17 protein-coding genes are annotated in these 16,820 nt (G+C 66.5%); 10 read left to right on the top strand and 7 right to left on the bottom strand.

Annotation, left to right across the window (positions count from 1 at the left end; translation table 11 throughout):
- Nucleotides 1-135: 135 nt before the first annotated feature.
- Nucleotides 136-693: a flavodoxin gene (locus tag NMQ14_RS18520; RefSeq protein ID WP_257098344.1), complete on the bottom strand. Its 558-nt coding sequence runs from the start codon at nt 691-693 to the stop codon at nt 136-138.
- Between the two features lie 185 nt (nt 694-878).
- Here NMQ14_RS18520 and NMQ14_RS18515 point away from each other — a divergent pair, with 185 nt between their 5' ends.
- Nucleotides 879-1,403, top strand: a complete 525-nt coding sequence (locus NMQ14_RS18515) for a hypothetical protein (protein WP_257098343.1) — start codon at nt 879-881, stop codon at nt 1,401-1,403.
- A gap of 527 nt (nt 1,404-1,930) precedes the next feature.
- Here NMQ14_RS18515 and NMQ14_RS18510 read toward each other — a convergent pair.
- The 3 genes from NMQ14_RS18510 to NMQ14_RS18500 form a co-directional block, all read right to left on the bottom strand.
- A complete protein-coding gene (locus tag NMQ14_RS18510) occupies nt 1,931-2,092 on the bottom strand; it encodes a hypothetical protein (protein WP_257098342.1) in 162 nt (53 codons plus the stop codon).
- Nucleotides 2,093-2,325: 233 nt separating this feature from the next.
- Nucleotides 2,326-3,714, bottom strand: coding sequence for a HAMP domain-containing sensor histidine kinase (locus NMQ14_RS18505; RefSeq protein ID WP_257098341.1), 1,389 nt, complete (start codon nt 3,712-3,714; stop codon nt 2,326-2,328).
- Nucleotides 3,711-4,367, bottom strand: a complete 657-nt coding sequence (locus NMQ14_RS18500; protein WP_257098340.1) for a response regulator transcription factor — start codon at nt 4,365-4,367, stop codon at nt 3,711-3,713. The genes NMQ14_RS18505 and NMQ14_RS18500 overlap by 4 nt, the downstream gene beginning before the upstream one ends.
- Nucleotides 4,368-4,500: 133 nt before the next feature.
- Between NMQ14_RS18500 and NMQ14_RS18495 the strand changes: the two genes are divergently transcribed.
- The 3 genes from NMQ14_RS18495 to NMQ14_RS18485 are packed head-to-tail and all read left to right on the top strand — an operon-like array spanning nt 4,501 to nt 7,402.
- Complete coding sequence (locus NMQ14_RS18495) at nt 4,501-6,282, top strand: serine hydrolase (protein ID WP_257098339.1); 1,782 nt, start codon at nt 4,501-4,503, stop codon at nt 6,280-6,282.
- Nucleotides 6,279-7,046 carry an alpha/beta fold hydrolase gene (locus tag NMQ14_RS18490; protein ID WP_257098338.1) on the top strand — a complete coding sequence of 256 codons (768 nt, stop codon included), beginning with the start codon at nt 6,279-6,281 and terminating at the stop codon, nt 7,044-7,046. Before NMQ14_RS18495 ends, NMQ14_RS18490 begins: the two co-directional genes overlap by 4 nt.
- Nucleotides 7,043-7,402: a hypothetical protein gene (locus NMQ14_RS18485; protein WP_257098337.1), complete on the top strand. Its 360-nt coding sequence runs from the start codon at nt 7,043-7,045 to the stop codon at nt 7,400-7,402. Before NMQ14_RS18490 ends, NMQ14_RS18485 begins: the two co-directional genes overlap by 4 nt.
- An 81-nt stretch (nt 7,403-7,483) precedes the next feature.
- On the opposite strand, the gene NMQ14_RS18480 is transcribed toward NMQ14_RS18485, so the two are convergent.
- Complete coding sequence (locus NMQ14_RS18480; protein WP_257098336.1) at nt 7,484-9,241, bottom strand: ABC transporter ATP-binding protein; 1,758 nt, start codon at nt 9,239-9,241, stop codon at nt 7,484-7,486.
- A 355-nt stretch (nt 9,242-9,596) separates the two neighbouring features.
- Here NMQ14_RS18480 and NMQ14_RS18475 point away from each other — a divergent pair, with 355 nt between their 5' ends.
- Both NMQ14_RS18475 and NMQ14_RS18470 read left to right on the top strand, forming a co-directional pair.
- On the top strand, nt 9,597-9,851 hold the full coding sequence (locus NMQ14_RS18475) for an antitoxin (RefSeq protein WP_018412190.1): 255 nt from the start codon (nt 9,597-9,599) through the stop codon (nt 9,849-9,851).
- Nucleotides 9,852-9,868: 17 nt separating this feature from the next.
- Nucleotides 9,869-10,258: a type II toxin-antitoxin system VapC family toxin gene (locus NMQ14_RS18470; RefSeq protein ID WP_257098335.1), complete on the top strand. Its 390-nt coding sequence runs from the start codon at nt 9,869-9,871 to the stop codon at nt 10,256-10,258.
- A 291-nt stretch (nt 10,259-10,549) separates the two neighbouring features.
- Here the strand turns inward: NMQ14_RS18470 and NMQ14_RS18465 are convergent, their stop codons facing one another.
- Nucleotides 10,550-10,876 carry a type II toxin-antitoxin system RelE/ParE family toxin gene (locus NMQ14_RS18465; RefSeq protein WP_257098334.1) on the bottom strand — a complete coding sequence of 109 codons (327 nt, stop codon included), beginning with the start codon at nt 10,874-10,876 and terminating at the stop codon, nt 10,550-10,552.
- The gene (locus NMQ14_RS18460; protein WP_257098333.1) at nt 10,873-11,142 is read right to left on the bottom strand and encodes a type II toxin-antitoxin system ParD family antitoxin; all 270 of its coding nucleotides are present in this window, start codon (nt 11,140-11,142) and stop codon (nt 10,873-10,875) included. Before NMQ14_RS18460 ends, NMQ14_RS18465 begins: the two co-directional genes overlap by 4 nt.
- 181 nt (nt 11,143-11,323) lie before the next feature.
- Here NMQ14_RS18460 and NMQ14_RS18455 point away from each other — a divergent pair, with 181 nt between their 5' ends.
- The 4 genes from NMQ14_RS18455 to istA all read left to right on the top strand — a co-directional run bounded on the left by NMQ14_RS18455 (nt 11,324) and on the right by istA (nt 16,790).
- The gene (locus NMQ14_RS18455; RefSeq protein ID WP_257098332.1) at nt 11,324-11,557 is read left to right on the top strand and encodes an AbrB/MazE/SpoVT family DNA-binding domain-containing protein; all 234 of its coding nucleotides are present in this window, start codon (nt 11,324-11,326) and stop codon (nt 11,555-11,557) included.
- Nucleotides 11,558-11,704: 147 nt separating this feature from the next.
- Complete coding sequence (locus tag NMQ14_RS18450; RefSeq protein WP_257098331.1) at nt 11,705-13,861, top strand: hypothetical protein; 2,157 nt, start codon at nt 11,705-11,707, stop codon at nt 13,859-13,861.
- A 52-nt stretch (nt 13,862-13,913) separates the two neighbouring features.
- Entirely contained in the window at nt 13,914-15,179 is a 1,266-nt protein-coding gene (locus NMQ14_RS18445; protein ID WP_257098330.1) for a restriction endonuclease, read from the top strand.
- A 111-nt stretch (nt 15,180-15,290) separates the two neighbouring features.
- On the top strand, nt 15,291-16,790 hold the full coding sequence (gene istA / locus NMQ14_RS18440; protein WP_257098354.1) for an IS21 family transposase: 1,500 nt from the start codon (nt 15,291-15,293) through the stop codon (nt 16,788-16,790).
- Nucleotides 16,791-16,820 lie beyond the last annotated feature (30 nt).

Here is a 16,820-nt window from a genome sequence, read left to right as displayed (position 1 = left end):
CCGGCCAAAGGTGAGTGCTTCGGAGGCCGTACAGGAAGTGGCTGGTCACGAACCGCGCGAAAATCCTCCCGCGGGCGACCGCGACCGGCCTGGGGCCCGGCCGCGTGTGCCGGTCAAACGGAAAACGTCCCGCGCTTACGCCGCTTGCTGCAACTTCTCCAGCAGCAGCGGCTTCACCAGATCGACCCAGGCATCGAGCCGCTCGTCGGTGTACATACCCTGCGTGCGCTGATCGATCACCAGACCGACGAAGCGGCCATCGACCACCGACGCCGAGTGCTCGAACGTGTAGCCCTCGGTGGGCCAGCCGCCGATGATTTCGGCGCCGTAGTCCACGAGTACATCGTGCAGCCGGCGCAGCGAACTGGCGAAGCGTTCGGCATAGCGCTCCTGCGCGCCCAGGCCGTACAGCGCGATGCGCTTGCCGCTCAGATCGGCGTCGGCCGGCATCTTCGCCAGGAACTCTTCCCAGTTCGCCTCCAGGCAACCGGCCGAGCGGCCGGGCATGTCGCCCACGCCGTAGCTCGGCGTGCCGAGGATGAGCGCGTTGTAGCGCAGCAGATCCGCCGGCTCGATCCGGTTCACGTTCAGCGGCTTCGCCGCCACTTCGTCGCCCAGCCGGGCGTGGATCTTCTTGGCCACCAGCCGCGTGGTGCCCGTTTCCGTTCCGAAGAAGATGCCGATCCTGTCCATTCCACACCTCGCGCACGCAAGACGACGCGAATGTCGCAAGTGCAGCGACAAACGCAGCAAAGAGACTGCGGCCGTGCGCCCCGGCGGACATTCGGGCCGATCCGGGAGGGTGGATGCAAGAAGTGTGCTGCCGGTCCGCCATGACAAGGACCGATAGCCTGCTTATTGAAGCAGTACCCTGACTCATGCTGATCCTGAAGTGCACCGCTGAAGTCCAGAAGGCGATCGGGCTGCGCAAGCCGCAACTGGCAGATGTCCAGACCAGCAATGCGCCACTTGGGCACTGGTATGTCCATCGGTTTCCGATCGGGAAGACTCAGTTCCTCCTGTTCATGAGCGAATCAACGCTGCTGTCCTTCGTGCTCCATCAGGGCCGGCGGCAGCTGAACGCCCAAACCTTGCCCGACATGTTCCTGGCCGGCCTGCAGCAGTTGCTGTCGATGAAAGGGCTCGACAGCGGCACCATCGCGCGAACGTTGGCGCCCTATCACACGGGTCTGTTCGGCAAGACCGACTGCCGCAAGACGCTGGGTTCGATGAACGACCTGATCCGCTGCTACACGGTGATCGTCGAAGCAGAGGGCGGGCTGGGCTCATGCAACCTGACCGACATCATCATGAAACTGAACGACATGCCGCAAAGGACACTGGATTGGGCCACCTCATGGGACGTGGCAAGGGCGCAGATTGAACGGGCGGCCCCGCCTTGAACACATTCAACGCCACGCGACAGAGGCCTTGAGGCGCGGATCGATGCCGGTGCGCCAGTCGCGTGCAACCCCGGCTGCGCCAGTTGCTGCGCGCGGGGCGGCCAGCTCCTTGACTGGCCCAACGNCATTCAACGCCACGCGACAGAGGCCTTGAGGCGCGGATCGATGCCGGTGCGCCAGTCGCGTGCAACCCCGGCTGCGCCAGTTGCTGCGCGCGGGGCGGCCAGCTCCTTGACTGGCCCAACGGGCAGCCCCCGGGCAGAGCCCGTTGTTGGGCATCGCTGCGCTCACCCCAACCTACAAGGGCGACGTATCCGTTGGCAGGGCGAGCGCAACGATGCCCGACGCCCGCACCGAACCGCCGCCCGCCAGAATCCCGGTCGCAACGCGCCGCCCGACAAACCACCGCCCGCGTACACCCGCAGGTTGGGGTGAGCGCAGCGATGCCCAACACCCCCACCCAATCATCGCGCGCATCGACTTCATATCGAGGCCACCCGACAGATGCCACACCACGGAGCAGCCATTCAATGCACCCGCAGCGCCAGCACCTCGTCCCGCGGCCCCGCATCGACCACGCGCCCGCCTTCCACCACGACGACGGTATCGAAGCGCGCCAGCCGGCTGGGGCGATGCACTGACGCGACGATGCAGGCCGACGGGAACGCGGCGACGATGCGGTCGAACACGCGCCCCCCGGCTAGCGGGTCGACCGCGCTGGAGGGCTCGTCGCGCAACAGCAGCGAACTGCCCTGCGCCGCCTGTAGCGCAACTTCACCCCTCTTCCCGATAGCACACGGTCAGACCTCGCCACACGGGACACCCCATGCTCGAAAGCCTCAGCCTTCTGCTGGTCGCACTGCTGTTCGGCGGCATAAGCTGTTTTCGGCCGGCTTCGCCGCCGCGCTGATGTGGCCGCACTTCAGGTCGGTCGAGCCGCCACGAAGGGCACGGTGACGCGGAATCCGGTGCCCCGTCCGTCCAGACCGGCCGCCAGCGCGATGTGCCCGCCGAGACGCCGCACGGCTTCGCGCACGATGGCCAGGCCAAGGCCGGCGCCCGGCGCCGACGTGCCGGCGCCGCGGCGGAAGCGCTCGAACAGGTGCGGCTGCAGCGCCGGATCGAGGCCGGGGCCGTCGTCGGCCACGTCAAGCTGCAAGGTATCGCCGATCTGCCTGAGCACGATGTCCACCCGCCCGCCCTCGCGACCGTAGGCCACCGCGTTGCGCACCAGGTTATCCACCACCGAGTGCAGGGCGCCCGCATCCAGGTGTGCGTGCAGCGCATCCGGGCCGTCCAGTCCGATGTCGACCCGGCGTGCGTTCGCCGCAGGCAGTGCCGCGATCAGCACCTCGCGCAGCAGCGCCACCACATCGCAGGCGGCGGGCGGGTTGCCGTCGCCCCGGCTTTCCAGCGTGGCCAGGCGCAGCAACTGGCCGACCAGATGCGAGGCGCGCGCGACGGCCGCTTCGAGCCCGCGCTGCGCGCGCAGACTTGCAGCGGCGTCGGTCGCACCGGTCAGCGCGTGCGCCTCGGCCGCGATGACGGCCAGCGGTGTCCGCAATTCGTGGGCGGCGTCCTGCACGAAGCTGCGCTCACGCTCGATGCTGGCACGGGCACGCGCAAGCAGCGCGTCGAAGGCCTCGCCGAGCGGCGCCAGTTCGGCGTGTCGCAGATCGACGTCGAGCGGCGACAGGTCGTCCGGCGCGCGCCGCCTGACCCGCTCGGCAAAACGGCGCAGCGGTGCCAGACCGCTGCGCACGGTCAGCCACAAGGGCAGCAGGATGAGCGGCAGCGCGATCGCCATGGGCTGCAGCAGCGTGGCGTTGATCAGGCGAAGCACGGTGCCGGCTTCCAGCACCGGTTCGAGCGCCACCACGCACCAGCCGCCGGCACTGCGCTCCGCCCGCCAGTAGCGCTGACCCGCAAGTTCGGTCTCGGTGCGGGCCGGCGTGCCGTCGCAGCCCTCGTGCGCACCGGCGAGCCCGGGCGAACGATAGACCGGCGGCTGTCCGGCGCGCCCGGCCACGAACAGCAGCGGACGCAGTTCGGTGGGCAGCGGCGACTGCCGGCGCAACTGGTTGTACTGGCGGTCGGAGGCTGCGAGCGCGATGCGCACCGAAGCGTCGTCCAGCGATTCGAGCGACTGCAGCACCGCCTCGGCCAGCGTGCCGAGCGGCGACGGATCGTCGTCATAGGCGAGGTAGTCGACGAAGTCGCGGGCCACCAGCGCGGCCCAGACCAGCGCGAAAGCGCACAGCAACGCGCGCACCACACGCCCGGTGAGCGACGGTCGCAGTCCCAGGGTCATGCCTCCTCCAGCAGATAGCCGACGCCACGCAGCGTGCGTATCCGGGCCGCGCCGATCTTGCGCCGCAGATTCGACAGGTGGACTTCGATGGTGGCGCCGTCGAGCGGATCGCCCAGCGGCGCCAGGCGCACGCCCAGTTCGCCCTTGGACACCGGCCGCCCCGGCTCGCGCGCCAGTTCGAGCAGCAACTGGAACTCGCGCGGCGACAGGTCGAGTTCAACGCCATCGAGCCAGGCGCGATGCGCACGCGGCGCCACCTGCAGGCCGCCGACCTGCCACAGGTCGCTGGCCTGGCGCGCGCTGCGCCGGGTCACCGCGCGCAAGCGCGACATCAGCTCCGGCATGGCGAAGGGCTTCACGATGAAGTCGTCGGCGCCGGTGTCCAGCCCGACCAGACGCTCGTCGAGCGCGCCGCGCGCCGTCACCACGATGACCGGCGTGACCTCGCCGCGGGCGCGCCAGCGCCTGAGCAGCGCCAGCCCGTCGCCGTCCGGCAGCGACAGGTCGAGCAGCACGCAGTCGACCGCCAGATCGGCCAGCGGCGGCACGTCGGCCAGCCGGCGCAGCCAGACGCTGGAACAGCCTTCGGCCTTGAGGGCCGCCATCATGGCCGGCCCCAGTCCGACATCATCCTCGACGATCAGTATGTGCATGCGCTGTGGCCGCGTCTCCACCCGGAACCGGCGCAGACTATCTTTCGCGGCACCCGGCGGGAAGGGCGTCTTTGGCTTTCCTGAAGGAAGCGTTCGGCATGCTGGCGACTCCCGATGCATGAGAACCCCCGACATGACCCGTACCCCACTCCGTCTCACCGGCTTGCTGCTTGCGCTGTCGCAACTGCTGGCCGCCTGCGCCGGCGCACCGGCCCGCCCGTCGGCGCTGGCCGCCGGCGACGATGCCGCCGTCGTCCGCCACATGGAAGCCTGGCTCGCCCATCGCATGCGCAGCGAAGGCATCACCGGCCTGAGCATCGCCGTGGTCGACGGCCCGCGCGTGGTGTGGGCGCACGGTGCCGGCTGGGCCGACGCGAACGCCCGCCAGCCCGCCACACCGGACACGGTGTACCGCATGGGCTCGATCACCAAGCTGTTCACCGCCACCGCCACGATGCGGCTGGCCGAAGCGGGGCGGATCGATCCGGACGCGCCGCTCGCCGCCGTGCTGCCCGCCCTGCAGATGCGCGACCGCCATGCCGGCGGCGCGCCGGTCGCCTTCACCGCGCGCCAGCTCATGAGCCATCACGCCGGCCTGCCGCGCGACCTGACCGGCGGCATGTGGGGCGACACGGTGGCGCCCATGCACAGCGTGCTGCCGACGCTGGCCGGCATCGACACCGCCTACCCGGCGGGTCAGGTGTTCAGCTATTCCAACCTCGGCTTCACCCTGCTCGGGCTCGCGGTCGAACAGGTCAGCGGAGAGGACTACGCCACCCACCTCGAACGCACGCTGCTCGGCCCGCTCGGCATGCACACCGCAAGCGTCACCGCCGCGCTGCCCGACGCCGCCGCCCGCGCCCACCGCGACGGTCGCGTGGTGCCCGAAATGGCGCTGCGCGACATCGCCGCCGGCGGGCTGAACGCCAGCGTGCTCGACATGAGCCGCTTCATGATCGCCGCGCTCGATCCGGAAGACCGCCGGCTGCCGCAGGCGGTGCGCGGCGCGATGCAGCAGGCGCAGTACGCCGGCAACCCGCTGGACCTCGACCTGCGGATGGGCCTCGGGTGGCTGCTCAACATGCCGGGAAGCGACAGCCCGGGCGGCGCCGGGCCGCTCATCCAGCACGACGGCGCCACCCTGCACTTCAGCAGCCGCCTGATCGCGCTGCCCGCGCAGCGCCTGGGCGTCATCGTCGCCAGCAACAGCGCGGGAGCCGGGCCGACCGTGCATGCCGCGGCCGCCTACGCGCTGGAACTGTTCCTCGAAGCGCGAAACGGACCGCGCGCCGCTTCGCCCGCCCTCTTTGCCGCACGCGAACAGCCCTGGCGACCGGAAGAGCTGGAAGTCTGGCCGGGCGACTACAGCACGCTGGCCGGACATGTGCGGGTGAGCCGAGACGGCGAGCGCCTGCACGCCGACCTGGCCGGCACCCGCTTCGAACTGATCCCCGACAACCAGGGTCGCGCCGGGCTGCGCTACCGGCTGCTCGGGCTGCTGCCTGTGCCCATCGGGCGCCTCGGCGAGATCGCGCTGGAGCGCCGCCAGATCGCCGGCCGGGACGTGCTGGTCGCGCATGCCGAGGGCGGTGCGCTGCTGGCGGGAGAGCGCATGCGGCCCGAAGGCAGCGGCTCCGCCCCAGCGCTGACCGGGCGCTGGCGGCCGCTGGCCGGCACGCCGGAAGCCGCCCTCATCGACCATGTCGAGGTGTTCGAGGACGCCGGCGTGCTGCTGTCGCGCAGCGTGCTGCACGCCGTGGGCGGCAACGATGCGCCGGCGGTGCCGTTGCGGCGCCTCGATGCACGACGGGTCGAAGTGCTCGGCGTGCTCGCCTCCGGCGGCGAAGTGGCCGAACTGAGCGAAGACGGTCTCCGGGTGCGCTACTCGGGCATGACGCTGGAGCGCGCGCAGTGAAGGCCGGCCTGCTTGCCGCGCTGTGTCTGCTGGCGGCACCGGAGGCGCGGCCCGACGGGCCGACCCTGCAGGTCAGCGGCGCGGGCACGCGCACCGTGGTGCTGCAGAGCGGGCTGGGCGACGACGCGCAGGTCTGGGACGCGCTGCGGCCCCTGCTCGAACGGCATTACCGCGTGGTGCGCATCGACCGGCCGGGCTATGGCGCCAGCGCACCCACCACCGCACCGCGCGACCCCTGCACCGTCGCCGACGAAACCCGCGACCGGCTCGTGCAAGCCGGCATCGCGCCGCCCTGGCTGCTGGTCGGCCACTCGCTCGGCGGGCTCTACCAATATGTATTCGCGCGTCGCCACCCTGTCGAAACCGGCGGTCTGGTGCTGCTCGATCCGACCCACCCGGCGCACTGGGCCACGATGCAGCAGGAGGCGCCCGGCCTGGCGACCGCGCTGCGCGCCATGCGCACGCTGGCCTTCAGCGACACCGCGCGCGCCGAGTTCGATGCCCAGGCCGCGTGTCTGGACAGCCTGGACGAGCGCGCACCGCTGCACCGCCCGACCCGCATCCTGGTGTCGGACCGCCCCGGCCCGCTGGAGAATGCACACTACCGGGCGATGCTCGGCCGCCTGCGGCTCGACTGGCTGCGCCGCCTCGACAGCCCCGGCCTGCAGGTGGTGTGGGATTCCGGCCACTACCTGCAGCGCGAAGTCCCGCAGGACGTGGCAGACGCCATCGACGCGGTGGCGCGCGAAGCTGTCGCACCATGAAGCCCGTGGCGTACGCAAAGCGGCGCCTGCTGCCGGGTTTGCTCGTACTCGCCCTGTGCGGCTGCACCACCGTCACCGGGCCGGCCCCCACGATCGTGCCCGGCCAGTCGTCGCGCGAGGACGTGCGCAAGGCCCTGGGCGAACCGGACGAAGTCGGCGGCGACGCCGACACCCTGGTCTGGGTCTATGGGGACGCCGACCTCACGCCGCCGATGGCCGACTGGATTCCGGTGGTCGGCGACCTGCTCTCCGCGCTCGATCTGCTGCAGGACATGCGCGGCCGCAGCGAAACCGTGATCCAGTTCGACGCCGCAGGCCGGGTCAAGCGCATGCGGCTGCGCCCGCTCTCGCCCTGAGGCAGGTGCAGCGGGCATCGCCGCCGCATGGACAGCATCGGGCCGCATTTCCAGCAGCCCGCGCTGGCTGCACAGTGCCGCTCAGTGCGTGCGCCGCGCCAGCACCTCATCCCGCGGGCCGGCGTCGACCACGCGCCCGCCTTCCACCACGACGACGGTGTCGAAGCGCGCGAGCAGGCTGGGGCGATGCACCGACGCGACGATGCAGGCCGACGGGAACGCGGCGACGATGCGGTCGAACACACGACCCTCGGCGAGCGGATCGAGCGCGCTGGTGTGTTCGTCGAGCAGCAAGAGCGAACTGCCCTGCGCCGCCAGCGCGCCGCGTGACAGCGCCAGCCGCTGACGCTGGCCGCCCGACAGATTGCCGCCGCGCTCGCTCAGGCCGCTGTGCAGCCCGTCGGGCAGGCGCTCGAGCACCTCGTCGAACACACCGGTATGCATGGCCGACGTGAGCGCCGCGGCGTCGGCCGGCTGGCCGAAGGTGAGGTTTTCTTCCACGCTGGCTTCGAACACCTCGGCTTCCTGCGGGATCAGCGTGGCCAGCGTGCGCAGTTCGGCCCACGGCACCGCGACGCCGTCGCGCAGCAATTCGCCGTGCTGCGGCGGATAAAGCCCGGCCAGCGTGCGCAGCAAGGTGCTCTTGCCGCCGCCACTCGGGCCGATCAGTGCGACCCGCGCGCCGCGCCGCAATTCCAGATCCACGCCATGCAAGCCGCCGCGCGCGTCGTCGCCATAGCGCCAGGTGGCGCCGCGCAGTGCCAGCGTCTGCCACGGCGCATCGGGCAGCACGGCGGGCACGGTCGCGTCGGGGTCGGCTGGCGCCGCCCAGATCGGCTCGGCGCTGCCGTAGTCGGTGTGCATGCGCGCGAAGCTCTGGAAGTTCGACGCCATCGAGCCGACCACGCCGGCCGCCTGCTGCGCGTACTGATAGATCATGAACACGGTGCCCAGCAGCACCGCCTGCCCCGGCTGGCGCGTCTGCACGACATAGACCACGACCAATATCCAGGTGAGCCCCATGCCAAGCAGATCCACCGTGAACCACTTGCCTTCATTCACCATGACCGCGCGGCGCAGCGGCGCCATCACCGCGTCCATGCGCCGGCCGAGCAGCGTGCGCGACGCCGCCTGCAGCCGCAGGCCGATCACCGTGCCGGCATTGCCGACGAAGTCGAGCAGCGCCGCGGCATAGCGGCGCTCGGCGTCGTTTTCGGCGCGGGCGAGCTGCATCAGGGTGCGGTCGAAGCGCAGGATGATGAAAGAAATGATCACGTAGCCGGTGATCGCGATCGCCCCGCTGGTGCGCGACAAGAGCGCCAGCGCCACCAGCGGGCCCACGAAGTTGAACGCGCTCTGCAGATAGTCGAACTGGTTCTGCGCAAAGTCGGACAGCGCCCGGCTGGCCTGCATCACCCGGTGCTGCAGCTCGCCCGAATGCCGCCCGTCGCGCCACGCCAGCGGCGCAGCCGCGATGCGCGCATAAAGCTGATCCGCCAGCCGCACGCGCACCCGCACCCCCACATTGCGCTCCAGCAGCCGACCCGGGCCGTGCAGCAACCAGGACAGCAGATAGATGCCGATCAGATAGGCAATCCAGCGCCCCGCCGTCGCCATGTCGCCCTGCTGCAGCGCATTGATCGCCTGCGCGGCGAGCCAGGGCATGGTGAGGCGCATCAGTTGCGCACCGGACAGGAGCGCGGCAGCGCCGAGCATCTGCGGCCGCACGCCCTTGGCGTGGAGCCAGAGCGCGCGGTAGAGCTCGCGGGCGGCGCCGCTGAGGCCGATGGCGGGGGGTGGGGTGGCGGAAAGGCGAGGGGCGGAAGTGGATTCCGTCATGCGGTGAGGGCTCCGGTACGGTGAGTCGCAGAGACTGGCCGCATGGGCGCGGCAAGGCAAAGCACTATTGTGCCGGGTCAGATGTGGAAATCCGGAGAGCGCGCTGCGGGGCTACCGGTGCAGACCTTTTCGGCTGGATCCCAACGTGAAAACGACGCGATGGCTCACCGGAGCCTTGGGGTGCTCGACGGCAAATCGCGCGCGAACCTTGCCCGCACTCATTGCTCGCGCTGACGGGTTTGCCCCGCCTTTACGTCCTCGGTCCGGCCGCGGACAAATGCCGACCGCGAGAACTTGAAGCGCCCGGCAACAGGTGGTATATATCGCCGTATATACCCTATCGAGAACACCTCCCATGACCACGGCGAAACTGTTCAAGAACGGCCGAAGTCAGGCGGTACGCCTGCCGGCCGAATTCCGCTTCGAAGGTGACGAGGTCCGCATCCGGCGTGACCCCGAAACCGGCGACGTCATCCTGAGCCCGTACAGACGCACCTTCTCGGACTGGCTCGCATTGCGCGACGCGCTCATTGCCGAAGCCCCGCAGGAATTCGCCGACTTCGACATCCCTCGCGACAGCGCGCCGCCGCAGTTGCGCGACTGGCCATGACCCCACTCGGCCCCTGCATGCTCGACACCAATGCCGCGTCGGCACTGATACGCGGCAACGCGCATCCGGTGCTGCTGGCCGCGATGGACGAACAGCGCGTGTGCCTCTCGGTCATCACCGAAGCCGAACTTCGCTACGGCGTGCGCCGCCGGCCGGAAGCCAACCGCCTTGCGCGTGCGGTCGACACCTTTTTGCAAGCCCTGCCCATCGTGCCCTGGACATCTTCCACCGCCGCGACCTTTGCCGAACTGCGCACGCGGATGGAAGCCCATGGCGTGAGTCTCGCCGCGATGGACTTGTTGATCGCCACCCAGGCCGTCGCCGAGGGCTGCACCCTCATCACCGCCGACCGCGCGTTCGCGCACGTGCCGGGTCTGAGGACATTCGACTGGTCGGCCGGCCCATGAGCCGGCAGGCTGACGCCGAAACAGGCGGCCGCCCTCGACCCTCGGCCAGCGGGCCATGCGCGCTGGTGGGTTCGTCGCCATGTCCTTGGGTAGGGTGATGCCCAGTTGCTGCGTGGTGCATCGAGACCCAACTGGAAAGTACGGGTGTCAAAAACCCGCCTGCCGCTTCGGATCGTCGGGGTGATGGGGGGCGGAAGCGGTTTCCGTCATCCTGACCTTGCCCCTGTTCTGGCGACCCGCATCAAGCCGCTGCTCGCTCACCAGTCCCGAGACCTGTCTTTGCCCGGTTGCTCAAGGCTCTACATCACCCTCAGGATCATCCCGCAGCATGGCCTCGTAATCCTGACCACCATAGTAGATACCGAGAATCGACACCTGATCGACATCGACCGCGAAGGCAATCACCGCGCGCTTGCGGTAATGCGTGATGCGCAGTCCGGCCCGAACGTCATCACGCCGTATGCCTCGATGCGGGAAGAAATTCAGACTTTCGCAGTACGCGACGATGGCGTCGGTGTAGTGCGCGGCGACAGTCGGGGATGCCGCGCGCGCAATGTAGACATACAGGGACAGAAGCTGCCCGGAAGCTTCCGGCGTGAAAACGACGCGATGGCTCATCCAGCCTTGGCGTGCTCGGCGGCAAGTCGCGCGCGAACTTCGTCCGGACTCAGCGCGCGGGAAGGGTCCGCCTTGAGCGCGTCGTAGGCCGGCCCCACCTGTTGCACCAGCCAGCTTTCAACCGCCCTATCGCGCGCCAGCAGCGCGCGCAGACCATCGCGGATGACCTCACTTTCGCTGGCGTATTCGCCCGACCGGACTTTCTCTTTCACCACATCCGCCATGTCATTGGGCAGGGTGATGCTCAGTTGCTGGGTGGTGCGCATCGTGGGCTCCTCGGGACGACAGGATTTAATCCTATTCCCGAGTGGTTTCAGCGTCCAGCACACTCCCGGTTCGGCGACGACAGCGAGCGCTGCGGAGGACATGTCCGGCGACCAGCCCAGCGCCCCTTACACCGGGCGGACGGCACCGCTAAAGTAAGGATTCCTTTCTTTGGAGCCCGCCATGCTCGCCAAGCTCACCAGCAAGAACCAGCTCACGCTACCCCGGGCGGTGACGGAAGCCATCGGCCCGACCGAGTATTTCGAAGTCGAAGCCGTCAACGGCCAGATCATCCTCACGCCGGTGCGCATCCAGCGCGGCGATGCGGTGCGGGCCAAGCTCGCCGAACTGCAGATCAACGAATCCGCTGTCGCCGACGCAGTGCCCTGGGCGCGCGACGCCGCCGCGCGTGACTGAGTCGGCCGTCCCGCCGAACGACGGGCGCGTGCCGCGCCTCTTGCTCGACACCAATGTCATGATGTCGGGGCATGTCAAACGGATGCTCGGCCATCTGGAAATCGCCGGGGCGACCGGCAGCAACGGGACCAAGGCACCTTGAGAACTTTGACGATTGATCTCGAACATTGCTACGGCATCCGCAGGCTCACGGCGACGCTGGACTTCACGAAGACCAGCGCCATTGCCATCTACGCGCCGAACGGGTCGATGAAGACTTCGCTGGCGCAAACCTTCCAAGACATCGCCAGCGATACGGCTTCTAGGGACCGCATCTTTCCAGCGCGCGCCTGCACGCGGAACGTCAAGGATGAGACCGGCGCCGAACTGCCGAAAGAGAGCGTGCTCGTGGTCCGCCCCTACGAAGAAGCTATGGGGCACACGACAAAGACGTCGACATTGCTGGTGAATCCTGCGCTCCGAAAGGAGTACGAGGACCTGCACACTGCGATTGACGCAGCAAAGGCGGCGTTGCTTAAGGCCCTGCAGGAGCAGTCCGGTTCCAAACGCGATATCGAGAAGGAATTCTCCTTGGCATTCACGGCCAACGACAACGAGTTCTATGTCGCCCTGAACCGCATCAAGGATGAGGTGGCGAACCGGCCGGATGCTCCGCTGAAGGATGTGCCCTACGACCTGATCTTTGATGAGAAGGTGCAGAGCTTCCTCGACACCAAGGACTTCAAGACCGCAATCGACGGATTTATAAAGAAGTACAACGAGCTGCTGGCCGAATCGACCTACTTCAAAAAGGGCGTCTTCAACTACTACAATGCCGCGCAGATCGCCAAGCAACTCGCCGACAACGGCTTCTTTGCCGCAAACCACTCCATCAACCTCAACGCGGGCGAGAAGAAGGAAATCACGACGCAGAAAGAATTGGAGGAGCTGATCTCCAAGGAGAAGGAGGCGATCTCGAACGATAAGGACCTGCGCAAGAAGTTCGCCGAGATCGAGAAGCTCATCCAGAAGAACGTTACCGTACGCGACTTCGAGGCTTATCTCCTCAACCACGAGGAGCTCCTGGCCAAGTTCGCCAATATGGCCAACTTCCGGCAGGAAGTCTGGAAGGCCTATATCGATGCCCGGTTTGACCTCTACAAGGCCTTGCTGGACCAATACCAAGCGGCCGAGGCGCGGCGCAAGGAAATCGAGGAGCAGGCGAAGAAGGAGAGGACCCAGTGGGAATATGTCATAGAGATTTTCAACGAGCGCTTCTTCGTACCGTTCAAGCTGGAAGCATCGAACCGCGTGGACGTGATCCTGGGCCAGCAGGAGATGCTGAGTCTCGACTTCATCTTCAACGACGGCACCGAGCAGGCGCCCGTTGACCGCGCTTCACTGCTGCAGGCCCTCAGCACGGGGGAGAAGAAGGCCCTCTATGTACTGAACATCCTGTTCGAGATCGAGGCACGGAAGAAGGCTGGCCAGGACACGCTCATCATCGTGGACGATATCGCGGACTCGTTCGACTACAAGAACAAGTACGCGATCATTCAATACCTGATGGACATCTCGGAAAGCCCGCATTTCAAGCAAATTCTGTTGACGCACAACTTCGACTTCTACCGCACTGTCGAAAGCCGCTTCGTGGGTTACAGCAACTGCCTAATGACTTCGAAGACCGGTGCCGGCGTGGCGCTGGAACCGGCCGCTGGAATCAAGAACGTATTCACGAAGGACTGGAAGGGCGCGTTCTTCAAGGACGCGATGAAGAAGATCGCATCGATCTCATTTATACGGAATCTCATCGAGTACACGCGTGGCGAGGCCGATCCGGAATTCGTGAAGCTAACCTCGCTGCTGCACTGGAAGGTTGACTCGCAGAGCATCTCTGTCGCCGACCTGGACACCATCTACAACGGCCTGTTTAGCGCAGAGGGCAGCTCCGCCGATGGCGAGAGGCCCGTCGTTGACCTGATCACCGACGAGGCCGCGAAGTGCTTGAAGGCCCCTGAAGGCATCAACTTCGCCAACAAAGTTGTTCTCGCCATAGCGACGCGCCTTGCAGCAGAGCGATTCATGGTGGGCAAGATCGCCGACGCCGCCTTCGTCGCTGGTATTAAAGCCAACCAGACCGCAGTGCTATTAAAGCGGTTTCAGACGCTCTTCCCTGAAGACGCAGCTTCAATCGGGGTGCTGCAGTGCGTAGTCCTCATGACGCCGGAGAACATTCACCTGAATTCGTTCATGTACGAGCCTATCCTCGACATGTCCGATGAACACCTGCGCAAGCTCTATTTGAAGGTTCAGGAGCTCGCGTGAGCCAAGAAACGAGGACTGGAAGTAGAGAACGACAGCTGGGGAGGGACATTCGATGACACGCTATGACTACAAATCGTTGTCCCCGCAGGACTTCGAAGAGCTTACCCGTGACTTGCTGCAGGCGGAGTGGAACATCCCGCTGGAGGCGTTCAAAACTGGCCGCGACCGCGGCATCGATCTACGTTATGCGCCGCTCGACGGCGGCACGACGATCATTCAGTGCAAGCACTACGCTTCCTCGTCCGTCAGCAGTCTGCTGTCGCAACTTCGCATTAGCGAACTACCAAAGGTCCGGCAGTTGCAGCCGCAGCGCTATGTTCTTGTAACCTCGCTGCCCTTGTCGCCTGCCGACAAGGACAAGATTGTCGAGGCCTGCCGGCCTTTCGTCTTGGGACCAGCCGATGCAATCGGGGCGGATGATCTGGACGGCTTGCTAAGCCGCCATCCGGGGATCGAGCGCGCTAACTTCAAGCTCTGGCTGACGAGCACCGCGGTGCTGGATCGCGTGCTGCACAACGCCGAGGTGTCGCAGACCGAGTTTGAGGTCGAGCGCATCCGGCGCAAGCTACCGGTTTTCGTCCAGAGCAAGGCATTTCAGCGCGCCCAGAACTTGCTGCAGGAGCAGCGTGTTGTCATCGTCTCGGGCGTTCCCGGTATCGGCAAAACGACGCTTGCAGAGATGCTGCTGTTCGCCCATCTGGAAGAGGGATACCAACCGGTCGTCATTCAGACTGACCTCATTGAAGGCAAGCGACTCTTTCGCCCAAAGACTAGGCAGATCTTTTACTACGACGACTTTCTGGGCCAAACGTTTCTCGGCGACCAGCGCACCTATCTTGGCAACAACCATGATGCGGCGCTGATCAGCTTCATAGAAATGGTGCGAGACACGTCGCATAGCAGGTTTGTGCTGACCACGAGGGAACACATTCTGCGCCAGGCGTTTCAAGTGTCAGAGCGCTTCCTACACAGCACGATGATGTCCCAACGCTGCGTCCTGGAACTGCGAGACTACTCCTTCGGCCAACGCGCGCGAATTCTTTACAACCATCTGTATTTCAGCGACCTACCGCAGCGGTACAGGGACATGATCCTGGAGGAGGACTTCTTCCTCGACATCATCAAGCATGACCACTTCAACCCCCGATTGGTCGAGTGGCTGGCATCGCTGACCCGTCTGCGGTCACCGCCGCCCGAGGAATACAGACAGAGCATCACTGGTTTGCTGCAGTCCCCTGAGGCGCTGTGGTCCCACGCATTCGAAACACAGATATCGGACGCCGGCCGCGATCTTCTCCTGACGCTCTATACCTGTTGACGACCACCCAGAATTGACCCACTTGCGGGGTTAAATTGCATCGAAATCTGACCCACCCTTGATTGACTACCCTGCTGAGGTTTTAGGCAGGGAGATCGAGGAGTGATCAAAGTGGGCATGTTGGCCAAGATCAGGCGGATGCACTTCCGCGACCACTTGCCGCTGCGCGAGATCGCGCGGCAAACCGGGCTCTCCCGGAACACCATCCGGCATTGGCTTCGCAAGCACGACGTTGTCGAGCCGCGGTACAGACCGCGTGCCGCCAGGAGCGTCGTCGACGCCTGGGCGGATCAACTGGGACAGTGGTTGAACACCGACCGCCACCGGCCCAAGCGGGATCGGCGCACGGCGCGAGCAATGTTCGAGGCGATTCGGACGCAGGGCTACCCGGGCAGCTACAACCGGGTCTGCGCCTTTGTTAAGCGCTGGCGAGCGGATGAAGCGAGCAAGCCGGGTGCAGCCTACGTGCCGCTCACCTTTGCGCTGGGCGAAGCCTTCCAGTTCGACTGGAGCACTGAGTACGTCTTCATTGGCGGCTTGCGCCGACGGCTCGAAGTGGCCCACACCAAGCTGTGCGCAAGCCGCGCGTTCTGGCTGAGCGCCTACCCGGCGCAAAGCCACGAGATGCTCTTCGATGCGCATGCCCGTGCCTTTGCCGCCTTCGGTGGTGTGGCGCGTCGTGGCATTTACGACAATATGAAGACGGCCGTCGACCGGGTCGGGCGCGGCAAGGAACGCGACATCAACCCGCGCTTCTACGCCCTGTGCAGCCACTACCTGTTCGAACCACAGTTCTGCAACCGGGCAGCCGGCTGGGAGAAGGGGCGCGTGGAGAAGAACGTCCAGGACCGTCGCCGGCAGATATTTCGGCACGCGGGCGAGCGCAGGTGGAAAGACCTCGATGAGCTCAACGCCTGGCTGGGCGAGCAGTGCCGGCAGGCGTGGGCTGACATGGCCAACCCGGAATGGCCTGCGCTGACGCTCGCCGATGTGCTGCAGGACGAGCTCATGCAGATGCTGCCGAACCCCAAGCCGTTCGACGGCTACGTCGAGAAACCGGTCCGGGTGAGCAGCACAGCGCTCATCCACTTCCAGCGCAACCGCTACAGCGTGCCGGCCGAACACGCCCACGCCGTCCTGAGCCTGCGTGTCTATCCGGGCGAACTGAGGCTCGTGGCCGAGGGCCAGGAAGTTGCACGACACGTTCGCAGCTTCGAGCGCGATCAGACCTTCTACGACTTTACGCACTACATCGGCGTCATCGGACGCAAACCGGGCGCCCTGCGCAACGGCGCCCCGTTTGCCGAGATGCCCGAGCCGTTGCTGCGCCTGCAGCGCCATCTGCTCAAACAACTCGGCGGCGACCGGGTGATGGCCGACGTGCTGGGCGCGATTCCGGCCCACGGTCTGGACGCGGTCATCGTGGCCGTTGAGCGGGCGCTTGAATCCGGTCGGCCCAGCGGCGAGCACGTGATGAACGTGCTGGCGCGGCTCAAATCGGGTGCGCCCCCGCTCGCGCCGGTGGCAACGACGCTGTCGGTGGCCGAGGAGCCGAGGCCCGATGTCCATCGCTATGACCGACTGCGCGCGGAGGCTCGCCATGTCGATTGAACTGATCGGTCGGCTCAAGGCGCTCAAACT

Origin of the sequence: Methyloversatilis sp. XJ19-13 (assembly GCF_024580155.1) — a bacterium.
Lineage (GTDB): Bacteria > Pseudomonadota > Gammaproteobacteria > Burkholderiales > Rhodocyclaceae > Methyloversatilis.
Note: the sequence above shows the minus strand (reverse complement) of the source record. Positions and strands in the feature narration are given on the sequence as shown.

Coding starts and splice junctions, on each gene's coding strand:
- NMQ14_RS18465 (WP_257098334.1), bottom strand. CDS start 10,876: ATGAGCCATCGCGTCGTTTTCACGCCGGAAGCTTCCGGGCAGCTTCTG.
- NMQ14_RS18470 (WP_257098335.1), top strand. CDS start 9,869: ATGCTCGACACCAATGCCGCGTCGGCACTGATACGCGGCAACGCGCAT.
- NMQ14_RS18480 (WP_257098336.1), bottom strand. CDS start 9,241: ATGACGGAATCCACTTCCGCCCCTCGCCTTTCCGCCACCCCACCCCCC.
- NMQ14_RS18485 (WP_257098337.1), top strand. CDS start 7,043: ATGAAGCCCGTGGCGTACGCAAAGCGGCGCCTGCTGCCGGGTTTGCTC.
- NMQ14_RS18495 (WP_257098339.1), top strand. CDS start 4,501: ATGACCCGTACCCCACTCCGTCTCACCGGCTTGCTGCTTGCGCTGTCG.
- NMQ14_RS18520 (WP_257098344.1), bottom strand. CDS start 693: ATGGACAGGATCGGCATCTTCTTCGGAACGGAAACGGGCACCACGCGG.
- NMQ14_RS18460 (WP_257098333.1), bottom strand. CDS start 11,142: ATGCGCACCACCCAGCAACTGAGCATCACCCTGCCCAATGACATGGCG.
- NMQ14_RS18500 (WP_257098340.1), bottom strand. CDS start 4,367: ATGCACATACTGATCGTCGAGGATGATGTCGGACTGGGGCCGGCCATG.
- NMQ14_RS18445 (WP_257098330.1), top strand. CDS start 13,914: ATGACACGCTATGACTACAAATCGTTGTCCCCGCAGGACTTCGAAGAG.
- NMQ14_RS18505 (WP_257098341.1), bottom strand. CDS start 3,714: ATGACCCTGGGACTGCGACCGTCGCTCACCGGGCGTGTGGTGCGCGCG.
- NMQ14_RS18515 (WP_257098343.1), top strand. CDS start 879: ATGCTGATCCTGAAGTGCACCGCTGAAGTCCAGAAGGCGATCGGGCTG.
- NMQ14_RS18455 (WP_257098332.1), top strand. CDS start 11,324: ATGCTCGCCAAGCTCACCAGCAAGAACCAGCTCACGCTACCCCGGGCG.
- NMQ14_RS18475 (WP_018412190.1), top strand. CDS start 9,597: ATGACCACGGCGAAACTGTTCAAGAACGGCCGAAGTCAGGCGGTACGC.